This window comes from Klebsiella sp. K5-45, assembly GCF_030128605.1.
GTDB lineage: Bacteria > Pseudomonadota > Gammaproteobacteria > Enterobacterales > Enterobacteriaceae > Klebsiella > Klebsiella quasipneumoniae.
The window spans coordinates 118,509-132,305 of record NZ_JAKUZW010000009.1; the positions used below are offsets into that span (position 1 = coordinate 118,509).

Genomic DNA, 13,797 nt, shown 5'->3' on the forward strand with positions numbered 1-13,797 from the left:
CATGCCGCCGGGGGCAACGATCCCGGCGGCGCCCTGCATGCTCTATCAAACACTGAAGGAGGCGCTGGCGACAGCGACCTGTACCCTATGAGTATTTCAATGACAACAAAGCTCAGCTACGGATTTGGTGCCTTTGGTAAAGATTTCGCTATCGGTATCGTCTACATGTACCTGATGTATTACTACACCGATATTGTTGGACTGTCGGTTGGGGTGGTCGGCACCCTGTTTCTGGTGGCGCGGATCCTCGATGCGATAGCCGATCCGATCATGGGGTGGATCGTGAATTGTACGCGATCGCGATGGGGAAAATTCAAACCGTGGATCCTGATCGGCACGATAACCAACTCGGTGGTGCTGTATATGCTGTTCAGCGCCCATCACTTCTCCGGCGGGGCGTTACTGGCATGGGTGTGGCTAACCTACCTGCTGTGGGGGTTCACCTACACCATCATGGATGTGCCGTTCTGGTCGCTGGTGCCGACTATTACCCTCGATAAGCGCGAACGTGAACAGCTGGTGCCGTATCCACGCTTTTTCGCCAGCCTGGCGGGATTCGTCACTGCCGGCGTCACGCTGCCGTTTGTCAGCGCCGTGGGCGGCGCCGACCGCGGTTTCGGTTTCCAGATGTTCACCCTGGTGTTGATCGCCTTCTTCGTGGTTTCCACCCTCGTCACTCTGCGCAACGTCCACGAGGTTTACTCCTCGGATAGCGGCGTGAGCGAGGATGCCAGCCATCTCTCACTGCGCCAGATGGTGGCGCTGATCTATAAAAACGATCAGCTGGCCTGCCTGTTGGGCATGGCGCTGGCTTATAACACGGCGGCAAATATTATCGCGGGCTTTGCGATTTACTACTTTACCTACGTGATTGGCAGCGCAGAGATGTTCCCGTATTACATGTCCTACGCCGGCGCGGCGAACCTGCTGACCTTAGTGCTGTTTCCGCGGCTGGTGAAAGGGCTGTCGCGACGTATTCTGTGGGCGGGAGCCTCGATCATGCCGGTGCTGGGCTGCGGCGTGCTGTTGCTGATGGCGCTGAGCGGGGTCTATAACATCGCGCTTATTTCGCTGGCTGGGGTGCTGTTGAATATCGGTACCGCGCTGTTCTGGGTACTGCAGGTTATTATGGTGGCCGATACCGTCGACTACGGCGAATATACGATGAACATCCGCTGCGAAAGTATCGCCTATTCGGTGCAGACGCTGGTGGTGAAAGCGGGCTCGGCGTTCGCGGCCTGGTTTATCGCCATTGTGCTCGGTATCATCGGTTACGTGCCGAATGTGGCCCAGTCGTCCCAGACGCTGCTGGGGATGCAGGCGATTATGATTGCGCTGCCGACGCTCTTTTTTGCCCTGACGCTGTTGCTCTATTTCCGCTATTACAAGCTCAACGGCGATATGCTGCGTCGCATTCAGATTCACCTGCTGGATAAATATCGCCGGGTACCGGAAAATGTGGCTGAGCCGGAACGGCCCATTGTGGTACCCAACCAGGTGTAAAAAGCGTTCAAAAACCGCTGACGAAAGAGGGGAGGGATGCTCTCTTTTTGGACAAAAATGAGCGTCGAAAACGGCAAAAAGAGAAAAACGTATTTCTCTAATTTATCTCAAAATGGTCTCTTTTTATGCGCACGGAGTTGCTATTGGCTCCATTTGTTCTCAAATAAAACTCAGAATTGTCTCTTTTTCGTGCTCTTGCGCTGCTTTTTAACTCTTGCTACGCTTGTTGGGTGTTACATTTTTCTCTTATTTGTCTCAGTGATGGAGCAATGCGATGCGCATTTTTATCGATGATGGTTCAACCAATATCAAAATGCTGTGGGAGCAAGATGGCGAAACTTTCACCCATATCAGCCCCAACAGTTTTAAACGCGGCTGGTCTGCCACCTTCGGTTCCGGGAAGCCTTTTAACTACACCGTGGATGATGAAAAGTACTCATTCGACCTGATCACCCCCGATGCGCTCCCGACCAATAATATTGACTGGCAGTACAGCCCGTTGAACTCCATCGCTGTCCATCACGCGCTGCTGACCAGCGGTCTTGAGCCGCAGGACGTCGAAATCGTCGTGACGCTGCCGCTGACTGAATTTTATGACGAGGATGCGCAATATCGCCTCGACAACATTGAGCGCAAGAAAAAGAGCTTGCTGCGCGACGTTAAGCTGAATAAAGGCGTGGTCTTCAACATCACCAAAGTCACCGTGCGCCCGGAATCGATTCCAGCGGGCATTAGCCTGTGTGATGAACTCAAGCCCTCCCATTCGGTGTTGATTATCGACCTCGGCGGCACCACGCTCGATATCTCGATGGTAGCCGGGCAGATGACCTCGGTTTCGCGCATTTACGGCGATCCGAAGCTGGGCGTATCGCTGGTGACCGACGCCGTTAAGCTGGCGCTGGCGCGGGCTAACACCGATACCTCAAGCTATAACGTCGACCAGATCATTATCAATCGCCACGACGAAGAGTATCTGACCGATAACATTAACGATCCGGATGCGGTTTCTGAGGTGAAGAAGGTGATCAATAACAGCATCGAACGTCTGACCACCCGCGTCCTGACGGCTATCGATAGCTTTAAAGGCTACTCGCATGCCATCGTGATTGGCGGCGGCGCGCCGCTGGTGGCCGATGCCATTCGTGAACGTATGGGCCTGCGTGAGGACCGTTTCGTGGTGGCTGAAGAGCCGCAGTTCGCCCTGGTGCGTGGTCTGAAAATTATTGGCTAAGGAGCGTCTATGACTCTGGATCGCAGAAAAGTGCTGATTTACCTGCGCCCGGATATCAGCGCCAGCGAGCGCTTCGCGGACGCAAAAATTGAGGCCCACCACCGCGGCGACCGTGGCGATATGTCGCGCACGGCGCTGCTGGCGGGGCTGGCGTTAGGGGAAGTCGATAGCCGCTTGCCGTCGATGCTGGCGGCGCTGCTGGCGGAAGACACGAAACCGGAAACGCTGCGCAAGATGCTGGCCTCGTTCCTTGAGATCCAGCCGGCCTCTTCCGCCCCGACAGCCGCGCCAGCGGCCGCCCCGGCTAAGGCGCCGGAGCCGCCCGCGCCGGTCAGCGAGAGCGTTTCGGCGCGCAACCTCGCCGGTTCGCTGCCGGACTAAGCGCTATTCGCGGCGGCGCTGCGCTTGCGCGGGCCTACAAATCCAGTGCAAAGGGTGGGCCCGATGTCATTTGTAGGCCGGGTCAGGCGTAGCCGCCACCCGGCGCGAAGACGGTGCCATCTCGGTGACCATGCCCGGCGGCGCTGCGCTTGCGCGGGCCTACAAATCCAGTGCAATGGTGGGCCCAGTCCGGTAGCCCGGGTAAGGCGGAACGCCGCGACCCGGGAAATTCCCCGGTTTGCGCTGTGCTTAGTTTGTAGGCCGGATAAGGCGTAGCCGCCACCCGGCGCGAAGACGGTTCCCTGCCTGTGACCATGCCCGGCGGCGCTGCGCTTGCGCGGGCCTACAAATCCAGTGCAATGGGTGGGCCCGATGTCATTTGTAGGCCGGGTAAGGCGTAGCCGCCACCCGGCACGAAGACGGTGCCATCTCGGTGACGATGCCCGGCGGCGCTGCGCTTGCGCGGGCCTACAGATCCAGTGCAATGGGTGGGCCCGATGTCATTTGTAGGCCGGGTAAGGCGTAGCCGCCACCCGGCGCGAAGACGGTTCCCTGCCTGTGGCCATGCCCGGCGGCGCTGCGCTTGCGCGGGCCTACAGATCCAGTGCAATGGGTGGGCCCGATGTCATTTGTAGGGCGGGTAAGGCGTAGCCGCCACCCGGCACGAAGACGGTTCCCTGCCTGTGACCATGCCCGGCGGCGCTGCGCTTGCGCGGGCCTACAAATCCAGTGCAAAGGGTGGGCCCGATGTCATTTGTAGGCCGGGTCAGGCGTAGCCGCCACCCGGCACGAAGACGGTTCCCTGCCTGTGGCCATGCCCGGCGGCGCTGCGCTTGCGCGGGCCTACAAATCCAGTGCAATGGGTGGCCCAGTGCCATAGGTAGCCCGGGTAAGGCGGAACGCCGCGACCCGGGAAATTCCGCTTAGCTGTGGGTTAAAAAGCGGGCCAGGCGCTGCTGCAGCAGGCGATTTTCGCGGGTCAGCCGCGCGTTCTCATCCAGCAGCGTCAGCGCCACCGCAATCCCCGGCCAGTCCAGCTCCAGCTCGTTACGCAGGCGCACCGCGCGATGGACAATCGTCACCGCGCTGTCGTCGAACAGCCAGGCGTCCGCCTGCGGCTGGTGCGGTTCAATCATGCCTAAGCCGACAATCTCCGTCAGCTCCTCTTCCGACACCCCGGTACGCAGGCACAATTCGGTAATGGTAAACGTCACTGTTACTGTAGCCATCAGGCTTTCCCCCATGTCTTACGCGGATCGAAGCTGGCTTCGGCGGTCGCCAGCTGTTGCCAGATCTCACGCGCTTTTTCATCTGGTTTTGGTGGCATCACAATTTTAATAACGGCGAACAAATCGCCGGTGTGGGTTTTGCTCACCAGCCCTTTGCCCTTGATGCGCAGGCGCTGCCCTGCCTGGCTACCCGGCGGCACCGTCAGCAGAATGCTCTCTTTCAGGGTGGGCACCGTGACTTTGGCGCCCAGCGCGGCCTCCCACGGCGCCAGCGGCAGGACGATCTCCAGGTTATGTCCCACGATGTCGAACAGCGGGTGCGGGGCGATGTGGATCACCAGCCACAGATCGCCGTTCGGGCCGCCGTTTTCGCCCGGCGTCCCCTGGCCTTTCAGGCGGATACGCTGACCATCGACTACCCCGGCGGGGATCTTCACATTTAGCGTCTTCGGCGTTTCGCTTTCGATCATGCCGAACACGTTATACACCGGCAGGTTATAGCTGATGGTGCGGGTCTGCTCAGCCAGCGTCTCTTCAAGGAACACCGCGACCTCGATCTCCAGGTCGTGGCCGCGCGACGCGTGCTGACGGCGACGCTGATGCGCCTGCTGGCCAAACATGGAGGAGAAGATGTCGTCGAAATCCTGCTGGCTGTAGCTCTGCTCGTGGGTCTGCTGCTGGCGACCGAACCCGGGATCGTTGCGATGCTGCCAGAGCTGATCGTATTCCGCGCGCCGTTGCTCATCTTTCAGGACTTCCCAGGCTTCGGCGAGATCCTTAAATTTGGCTTCGGCATCGTTTTCTTTACTGACGTCGGGGTGGTACTTGCGCGCCAGGCGGCGGTAGGCGGTCTTGATGGTTTTCAGATCGTCGGTTGGTTGCACCCCGAGAATGGCATAATAATCCTTCAATTCCATGCTGTTATCTCATCTATGCTCAGTGCGGTGGTTACATATTCCCTGGATCAGGCGTCTGTATAAAGCGTAGGGCAAATGCGCCCTGAAGGGGAAGAAAAGTGGCGGAAACTTGACGCCGTCGGGATCAACGGCGTCTTGGGCAAGGCTAGTCTTTCGCCTGCGGCCGCTGACGACGGCGCCAGCCTGCGAACAGCACCAACAGCGCGCCGATGGCGCCGGCCAGGCGCGCCATGCCCTCGCCGGCAGTGGGAAACAGCTGGCGGAGGGTAGGGTCGCTGACCAGCATTGAGCCGGCAATCCAGCCGATGAGCATCCCGCCCAGCAGCACCACCGCGGGAAAGCGGATGAGCAGGGCCAGCACCAGTTTGCTGCCGGCGACGATAACCGGGATGCTGATCGCCACGCCGAGGGCGACCAGCGCAATGTGTCCTTTGCCTGCGGCAGCCACCGCCAGCACGTTATCCAGCGACATGATCACATCGGCGACGGTGATGGTGACTGCGGTGCGCCACAGGCTGCCTGAGCTGGCAACCTCGCTCTCGTCCTCCTCATCACTGACCAGCCTGATGCCAATCCACATCAGGAGCAGCGCGCCGACTATTTTCAGCCACGGCAGCGACAGGAGATACAGGGCGATCGCCAGCAGCAGGATGCGCGCCAGGATAGCGCCTACGGTGCCGATGACGATCGCTTTGGTGCGTTTTTGCGGCGGCAGTTTGCGACAGGCTATGGCGATCACCACGGCGTTATCGCCGCCCAGCAGTAAGTCGATGGCGACAATCTGCAGCATAATCACCGCCATGTCCCATTGTTGAAGAAACGCATAGATATTGAGAGAAACCACCTGAAATAAATACCACGAAAAGCCGCTGCGCAGGGGACTCCGCCCGGTGAGCGTTGACCGCTGGCGCCGGCCCGCGCCGACGCGCGTGGAACCTGAGCCTGAAAAATAAAGTTACGAATCAACGCGCCGTCGGGCAAGGCTTCGGCGAAAAAGGGTGATATTTTGTCATACAGACACACCTGCCGTTCACTTATCGCAAGGATCCCCACTATGTCTGGCCACAAGAAATACCTCTCTGTCGCCCTGCTGAGCGCTGTTTTACTGCCGGCGATGGCCTCTGCCGCTGACGCGCCGGCGACCTTCACCCCGGAACAGGAGGCGCAAATCGGCAAAATCGCCGCCGATTACCTGGTCGCCCACCCGGAAGTTCTCCTGCAGGCAAGCCAGAAACTGCAGCAAATTCAGGCTGAGCAACAGGCCAGCGCGGCCACCCAGGCGGTGCTGAAGAATGCCGCCTTGCTGACCCAGGATAAAAATACCCCGACTTACGGCCCGGCCAACGGCAAAGTCACGGTGATTGAGTTCTTTGACTACCAGTGCGTCTACTGCAGCCGGCTGGCGCCGGTGATGGAGCAGGTGATTAAAGCGCATCCGCAGACCCGCTTCGCTTTTAAAGAGTGGCCTATCTTCGGCGGGCGCTGGGAAAGCTCGCTGGAAGCAGCGAAAACCGGCCTGCAGATCTATCAGCAGAAAGGGGCGGATGCCTATCTGACCTACCATAACGGGATCTACGCCACCGGACATAACGAAGGCAAGCTGACGACGGCGGATATCCAGCAGCAGGCGAAGAAAGCCGGCTTTGATGCGAAGAAGGCCAGCGACGTCGAACCGGTACTGCAGAGCATTAACGACCTGGCGCAGGAGATTGGTCTTAGCGGCACGCCGGGCGTGATCGTGATGCCGACCACCGGCGCCACGGAAGCCAGCATCACCGTCTTCCCGGGACTGGCGGATAAAGCCTCGCTCGAAGCCGCGATTAAAAAAGCCGGCGGCTGATCGGCGGCGTCGTTACCCGGTCAGGGCCGCCGAGGGCGGCTCTGCTATCATTCCTGATCCCTTTCCTCGTTCGGCGGCGGCAGCGCGTGGCTTTTTAAATCAATAATCTGGCCAATGTGATCGTGGTAAACGGTCAGCAAATTATAGCGACTCATCTCGAAGATGATCTGCGGGGCGACGTTAAAGCTGCTGGCCAGCTCCTCATCCCGCAGGGTAAGCACCGCGGTGTGACGCCGGGTGTGGGCGCGGCGTCGGTTATAGTGATACCAGAGGATCAACAGCCAGCCGTTCAGCGCGGCAAGCAATAAATACACCAGCGCCGTATTCAGGGAGTCCATCAGCGACGACCAGCGCGGGGAGGGCGGCGCGATGAACTGCATCAGCAAATTGGCGTAAAGAAAGAACAGAAAACCGAGCCAGGCCAGCAGCGTTAAACCGGCGTCCACCAGCCGGGGCAGCACGCGGTGTTCGGTTAAGATGAGCGTGTTTTCATTCATCGCAGGCTTCCTTTTCCCCGGTCCGGGCTCACCCAGCGCGCGCGGGAACGTTGACGTTTCAACATGACTTTCGGAAAAGCGACCAGCGTGGTCAGCAGGCCGATCATCCAGTAAACCATCGGGAACCAGATCACCCAGAACAGGGATTTGGCCACCTTTTTCTCATAGCGCCGTTCGATATACAGGCTGGCGACGAACTGCAGCAGGCACATCAGGCCGAGCAGCATGCCGGTGAACTCAGGCGGAAACAGACTGTGCACGGTCAGGTTGTCCGGCAATGGCATCAGGCGGCTGAGGATAAACAGCAGGATGGTGACCGCGTAGGCAAAGGCCCACAGCGTGGAGCAGGCATACTCCAGAAACAGCGGCCACATCCGATGATGCTGCCAGTGAAACAGACGGCGCAGGTTGACCAGAAAGACTTCGGCCCCGCCCTGGGCCCAGCGCAGACGCTGCTTCCATAACCCTTTGAGGGTCTCTGGCATCAGGATCCAGCACAGCGCCCGCGGCTCGAAAAAGATGTCCCAGTGGCGGAGCTGAAGCTTCCAGCTGATATCAATATCTTCAGTGATCATATCCGGGCTCCAGTAGCCGACGTCCGCCAGCGCCTGGCGCCGGAAGGCGGCGATCACGCCAGAGACGGTAAAGACCCGGCCATAGATCCGCTGCGTCCGCTTGATAAGCCCAATGATTGACGAGAACTCCCCGACCTGAATGCGGCCGATCAGCGTGGATCGGGTGCGGATCCGCGGGTTGCCGGTGACCGCCCCGACGTGCGGGTAGTGGATCAGCGGGGCGACCAGCCAGGCCGCGGTATCCCGGTCCAGCAGGGCGTCGCCATTGATGCAGACCAGCAAATCGCCGCGGGCGGCGGCGGCGCCCGCTTTGAGCGCCACCGCTTTTCCCTGATTGGCGGCCAGGTGTATCACCCGCAGCCTCGGCTCCTCCTGCGCCAGCTGCTGCAGCACCTGGGCAGTGTTGTCGGAAGAGCCGTCGTTAATCGCGATCACTTCGAGATTGGCGTAACGCTGGGCCAGCGCTGCGCTGATGGTCTCCCGGGCGTTTTTCTCCTCGTTAAAGCAGGGGATCAGTATCGAGATCAGCGGATTGCCCGGCAGCGTCGGCGGCGGGGTATCCTCGCCCCACGGCCAGTGGCGCTCCAGCTGAAACCAGAAGTACAGACCCCCGGTGATCCATAGCACCGACATAAACAGCGGCCAGAAAAAGACAAAGTCGAGGATAAGCTCGCCGGTAAATACCGCTGCGACGCCTAACGGTAGCCCGAATACGAGGCATAAAATGCACAATGCGATAATGCGATCAGTCATGGTCAGGGTACCACCAGGAAGAGAATTGCGGTCTGATACGGGAGATATCAGGCTGATTGTTAATGAAATCGTCTGGGTAGTAGCCGTAGTTTTTGACGCCGTTTAGCCGCAGCAAACGCATCCAGTCCGCCAGCTGTTGGTCAGGAATGGCGTTGTGCTGGCGTCGGCTCCAGTCTCTGGCCTGTAGCTCAAAGATGGTTTTCTTCAGCGCGCCCGGGTGGCGGGCGACGGTCTGCACCAGCCGCGTCAGCCAGGCCTGGCTGGCGTCGATCGGCACGGACTCCATCAGCGGCATCGCCATGGGCACCGTCCAGTCATAGGCGGCAAGGAAGTCATCCAGATTTTGCGCAAACCAGGCTTCGCTCTGCGGCTCCAGGATCGGCAGGGCGAAGAGATTACGCGCCGTTTTTACCTGCGGGCCGCGGATGGCCTGCACCGCCTGGCGCAGCTGCAGAGTGAAGCGGGTCAGGGTTTGGCTTTTGAAACGCATCCATGCTTCACGCTCCTGCGGACGATGGGGCACCGGGCCGGCATCGTGCGCCAGGCCACTCTGCCGCCAGGCGGCGACCGCCTCCGGGCTCACGTCTTCAAAATCGGTCAGCACGGCGTCGTCGTGGAACAGAATCCCGCTGAAGCTGGCGTGTCGGGCCAGATCCTCATAGATGTCGGTGATCTGCTGGCGAACCCGCGGATCCCAGGGCGACAGGCGAACATAGGGCTGACGGGCAAGCAACGCCTTCCCGGTTTGCGGATCCCAGCGCTGAACGCGCGGCAGATCGGACGAGAGATCGAAGGCCAGCACCGGCATCCAGGCATAAACCTTCACCCCGCCGCGGGTCTGCAGCTGCCAGGAGACGAAGTTAAACAGGTCGGCGCGCATCGGCAGCCAGCGGTTGGGGAAATAGAGCGACTTGACCGTGCCGTCGCCCTGCGGGTCGGAGAAGGCCTGCAGAAAGACGTGGCTGATTTTCATGTCATAGACGCGCTGTATCAGCTTATCGATATTCTTTGCCTGCTGGACGGGATTGGGGTCATAGACATAGTCCAGATCGACATGCATCACCCGAACAGGATCGGCTTCCTGAATCTGCGTCACTGCGTTGGCAAAGGCCTTGATCGACGGGTTACCGGCGATCAGCATGCGCGGAATATTGTCCAGATCCTTCACGTTGCCCAGGCCGTCGTTCAGCGTAAACGCCAGCTGATACCCCTGCTGTTTGGCGATGGCCAGAGTGCTGCCGCTGGCGGCGCCGTAGGGCCACACCCAGGCGCGCGGCGCTTTCCCGGCGACGTCGTGGATTTTCGCCGTTACTTTCTGCACGTCATCGGTCATTCGCCGGGTAAACTGCGCGTCGCTTTCATAGCGGCCGGTGGTTTTATCCCAGCCTCGGTTGGCGGCGGCGGGCTCGCGGCTGCCTTGCGGATTGGCCGGCAGGCCGTAATGCGAGGCCCAGGTGTGCGCGCCGATCTCCACCAGCGGCGAGCGGCTGAGCTCGCGCACCATCTCCCAGGTGGCGAAGCGATCGCGCGGCGTCATCAGGCCGCCAAAATTAACGGGCTGGTTGGCGGGGGTGTCCACCCAGCTGCCCACCGGCGCCCACAGCGCCGGAACGTTCCAGGCTTTAAGCAGCGGCCAGACGCGGGTATAAAAACTGCTATAGCCATCGTCGAAGCTGAGAAGAAAAGCCTTAGGCGGAAGCGACTTAAGGCCATGATGCGCGTCCAGAATGTCCTGAACGCTCACGGCATGGTAGCCATGATGCAGCAGCCAGGCGATCTGCTCATTAAGCGCGCTGGTCCGCACCGAAAGATAACGCTGGTCGGCGGCGTCGTCTTCGACGTCATGATAGGCCAGCACCAGAAAGCGATCCGCCGGCCAGGGTTTATTGGCCTCCAGCTGGGGTCGTTGCTGCGGGGCGAGGAAGGGGACCTCCTCAGCACGCACGCTGAAGATAAGGCACAGCCAGCCGAGAAGCATCAGGCCGTTGCGCAGGGTCGTGTTCAGCATGGTCATCCTTAAAACCGTATGTTTGCATCAACAGTGATGGCGAGGTTGTTTTCACGTTTACCGTCGTAGGGGCGTTTGTCCCAGTTCAGCATCACCCCGGCATCGACGAGGTTGTTCCAGCGCAGACGCTGGCCGTAGCCCAGCGTCGTTATCGCGCCGGCGGCGTGATTTTTTTGCCAGTAGCTGCCGCCGCCGGCGAGCAGCTGCTGACTCCAGACGGTGTCATACCGCTGGTAAAGCGTGTGATCGACGGTCAGCGCTGCGGTGGCCGCGAGGTCGCGGGCCGGACTGTAATACGCGGTGTCAGTGCGGCTATTGGCGCTGGCCGCCAGACCGGGCTGCAGATCCAGCGTTAACCACGGCGTCTGCCAGAGGCGCTCTTTACCAGAGAGGGTGTACTCCTGACGACGGTTGTGGTCGGTAAAGCGGCTGGCGGCCACGCTGACGCGGTACCCCCGGCGCTCGTTTTGATACCATCGCAGCCAGCCTTCGCCGCGGTTGGCGCTGACGCCGTTGCGTAACGCGCGCAGCGGCGTCTGCTGCGAAATCCGCTCCAGTTCGCCGCCCAGCTGCCAGCGATCGTTGACGTCGTGCGCGGCGGAAAGGCGGACGCCGGGCTTATTCTCGCCGTGAAAATTGACGCTGGAGAGTTCAAGTTCTCCCCAGGCGTCGCGCGGGCGCCATTCAATACCGGCGAACAGCTGGCGACGGCTGCCTTTCCCCTCTTCAAAATTGCCTTTGGCAAAGCGGTGGCCGCCAAACAACCGCCAGCTGTCGGCTATCGGCGGGCTGTAGATCGCCGTCTCAAAACTGAGGTCGTGGGTACCGCTCACCGGGTTGTCGGAATGCAGCCCTTTGCCGACGCTCAGGCGCAGCTCGGAGAAATGATGGATTTCGCGGGCTTTGGCCAGGCGTTGGGTATTTAGATCCCGTGGCGAGCGGGCGATAACGTCGTCGGTCAGCAGATCCATCTGCCGCCACTCCTGCAGATCGAGAGCGACCCAGGCCTGCTGGCGCTCCAGCTGCAGGCTGGCGGGCTCCAGGGCTTCCGCCGCTTTCAACTGGCGTTCGGCAGCCCGCGGCAGCCCTCTGTCCTGCAGCACGGCGGCATAGTCGATCTGCAGCCCCTGGTTGCCGGGGGCCGTCGCCGCCAGGCGCTGCATGCGGGCTTCGGCCTGCGGCAGGGCGTTGGTGGCGGAAAGATAGTGCACGTTAAGCGTCTGCGCGGTGAGCCAGTCGTCGTTCGGCTGGGGCGTCGGCGAGCCGTAGAGATGACGGATGTAGGGCGCATTCCGGGTGAGGCGGGCGACATACCGTTGCGCTGCCGGATACTGACCTGTGTCCAGCAGGGCGTAGAAAAGCTCATGTTCTTCATTCTGTTGGCTCGTCAACCACGAGGGATACTGATGAATGAGCGTCAACGCAGGCTCAATCTGCTTAAGGGCGATATAAGAGGAGATGACCCAGCCGATGGCCCAGTCGGGAACCACCTGCTGCTGCGCGAGCAGGCTTTGGTATTCGCGGATGATCTGCGCGTAGTCTGCGTTGGCGTACAGCGCGCCCAGACGGTCAATGCGCGCCCGGGTGATGTCCGGGGCGGCCTGCGGATCGGGACGCCAGGCGGCGATCATCGCGTCGTATTGCGCCAGTGCCGTGCGGGCCAGCGCGTAACGCGCATTTTCTTCACGGGAAGGCGTATCGGCAAGGCGCACCAGCTCGGCGGCGGCGTTCAGCTGCAGGTTGCGCTTTTCCGCGGGCGTCAGTTCGACGCTATTCGCGAGGCCGAAGGCGGGTGAGTCGATCCGGTTGCGGGTCAGGGTCGCCATCAGGCTGGCCAGCGCGGCTTTGTTCTGCGGTTCGCGATCGAGGATCTGCGTGTCCACCAGCAGCTGGTCCCAGCTTTTGCCAAGCCGCAGGTAGACATAAGAGAGGGTCTGCAGGTGAGCCACGCTCGCCTGCTCCGCCACCAGGCGACGCGCTTCGCTGAGCGCCTCGCCGTCCTTGCGGGCATCGGCCAGCGTCTTGATATAGCCGATACGATAGTCGTCACTGTCAGGGGACTGGCTGAGAGCCTGCTGCCAGAGGAGGAGCGAGGCTTGCCACTGTTTCTGGTTGCGCAAAGCCTGCGCGGCGGCGGCGGTGCCCCGTGCGGGAAGCGGCATATAGACCTGATAGCGTCGCCAGATTTTCACGACCTCATCGTCCTGGCCGGCCCAGAGGGCTACCTGCAGCCAGTCGGCTACCTGAGAAGGGGTTAACGCATGCCGTAGCTGGTACTGCTGAAGATATGAGAGAAAGGGGGCGTACTGGCCCTGACGCGCTTGCAGGATCTGCTGGTCATAGAGCGAGTCCGCTCCCTGAACCAGCGTCGGGAAGAGCAAAAGCACGCCGATTGATAGCGAGAGTTTCGTGTTGCGATTAAACAATAACGTATTTGAATAAGGTGATCTTTCCATTTCTATTTGCCATATGTTCATCAAGAATCCATTGCACAACACGACCGTCCTTTGACGGTGAGTGAAAGGATGAGGATGGTCCCATTTAGCTGACTGGCACTGCGGGTGAATGACTTATTGCAAACTAATAAACCTATCTCCTGTGGATAATTGAATGGATAATTTATACCCGATACCGCGGCGGATAAATATGGTTAAATGACGAGCTGAGTTTTAAGATAAATCTGTAAAAATGGTTTAATTCGAATCGCCATGTTGAAGTCAATGTCTTTAACTTACTGAAATAAATAAAAAATGAGCTGGCTGGAATTTTGTTTCAAATTTTCCTGGTGGCTTATATTGCTGTGAGGGGAAAGATTTTATATAGATATTTAAGATGATTTCTGACAAAAATTCTTAATAGCAAA

Annotated in this window: 11 protein-coding genes; 4 read left to right on the plus strand and 7 right to left on the minus strand. The window is 59.8% G+C overall.

Going from position 1 to position 13,797, the window contains the following annotated elements; all coding sequences use genetic code 11:
• The first annotated feature begins 87 nt into the window (after window positions 1-87).
• The 3 genes from melB to MKS11_RS19440 all read left to right on the plus strand — a co-directional run bounded on the left by melB (window position 88) and on the right by MKS11_RS19440 (window position 3,115).
• A complete protein-coding gene (melB, locus tag MKS11_RS19430; protein WP_032456864.1) occupies window positions 88-1,503 on the plus strand; it encodes a melibiose:sodium transporter MelB in 1,416 nt (471 codons plus the stop codon).
• A gap of 274 nt (window positions 1,504-1,777) precedes the next feature.
• A complete protein-coding gene (gene parM, locus MKS11_RS19435; RefSeq protein WP_004146678.1) occupies window positions 1,778-2,734 on the plus strand; it encodes a plasmid segregation protein ParM domain-containing protein in 957 nt (318 codons plus the stop codon).
• A 9-nt stretch (window positions 2,735-2,743) separates the two neighbouring features.
• Window positions 2,744-3,115 carry a plasmid partitioning/stability family protein gene (locus MKS11_RS19440; protein WP_049117119.1) on the plus strand — a complete coding sequence of 124 codons (372 nt, stop codon included), beginning with the start codon at window positions 2,744-2,746 and terminating at the stop codon, window positions 3,113-3,115.
• 923 nt (window positions 3,116-4,038) lie between these two features.
• Here the strand turns inward: MKS11_RS19440 and cbpM are convergent.
• The 3 genes from cbpM to MKS11_RS19455 all read right to left on the minus strand — a co-directional run bounded on the left by cbpM (window position 4,039) and on the right by MKS11_RS19455 (window position 6,090).
• Complete coding sequence (cbpM, locus tag MKS11_RS19445) at window positions 4,039-4,344, minus strand: chaperone modulator CbpM (protein ID WP_087771159.1); 306 nt, start codon at window positions 4,342-4,344, stop codon at window positions 4,039-4,041.
• Entirely contained in the window at window positions 4,344-5,261 is a 918-nt protein-coding gene (gene cbpA, locus MKS11_RS19450) for a curved DNA-binding protein (protein WP_087771138.1), read from the minus strand. The genes cbpM and cbpA overlap by 1 nt, the downstream gene beginning before the upstream one ends.
• Before the next feature lie 145 nt (window positions 5,262-5,406).
• A complete protein-coding gene (locus MKS11_RS19455) occupies window positions 5,407-6,090 on the minus strand; it encodes a TerC family protein (protein ID WP_284109676.1) in 684 nt (227 codons plus the stop codon).
• Between the two features lie 225 nt (window positions 6,091-6,315).
• Here MKS11_RS19455 and MKS11_RS19460 point away from each other — a divergent pair, with 225 nt between their 5' ends.
• Entirely contained in the window at window positions 6,316-7,101 is a 786-nt protein-coding gene (locus MKS11_RS19460) for a DsbA family protein (RefSeq protein ID WP_004206394.1), read from the plus strand.
• Window positions 7,102-7,148: 47 nt separating this feature from the next.
• Here MKS11_RS19460 and pgaD read toward each other — a convergent pair whose 3' ends face one another.
• The 4 genes from pgaD to pgaA are packed head-to-tail and all read right to left on the minus strand — an operon-like array spanning window position 7,149 to window position 13,390.
• Window positions 7,149-7,598, minus strand: a complete 450-nt coding sequence (pgaD, locus tag MKS11_RS19465; protein WP_101865621.1) for a poly-beta-1,6-N-acetyl-D-glucosamine biosynthesis protein PgaD — start codon at window positions 7,596-7,598, stop codon at window positions 7,149-7,151.
• Window positions 7,595-8,926 (minus strand): poly-beta-1,6-N-acetyl-D-glucosamine synthase, encoded by a 1,332-nt coding sequence (gene pgaC / locus MKS11_RS19470; RefSeq protein ID WP_284109656.1) that lies wholly within the window; start codon window positions 8,924-8,926, stop codon window positions 7,595-7,597. Before pgaC ends, pgaD begins: the two co-directional genes overlap by 4 nt.
• Window positions 8,919-10,934: a poly-beta-1,6-N-acetyl-D-glucosamine N-deacetylase PgaB gene (gene pgaB / locus MKS11_RS19475; protein ID WP_087771158.1), complete on the minus strand. Its 2,016-nt coding sequence runs from the start codon at window positions 10,932-10,934 to the stop codon at window positions 8,919-8,921. Before pgaB ends, pgaC begins: the two co-directional genes overlap by 8 nt.
• Window positions 10,935-10,942: 8 nt before the next feature.
• Window positions 10,943-13,390 carry a poly-beta-1,6 N-acetyl-D-glucosamine export porin PgaA gene (gene pgaA, locus MKS11_RS19480; protein WP_284109657.1) on the minus strand — a complete coding sequence of 816 codons (2,448 nt, stop codon included), beginning with the start codon at window positions 13,388-13,390 and terminating at the stop codon, window positions 10,943-10,945.
• Between the last annotated feature and the right edge of the window lie 407 nt (window positions 13,391-13,797).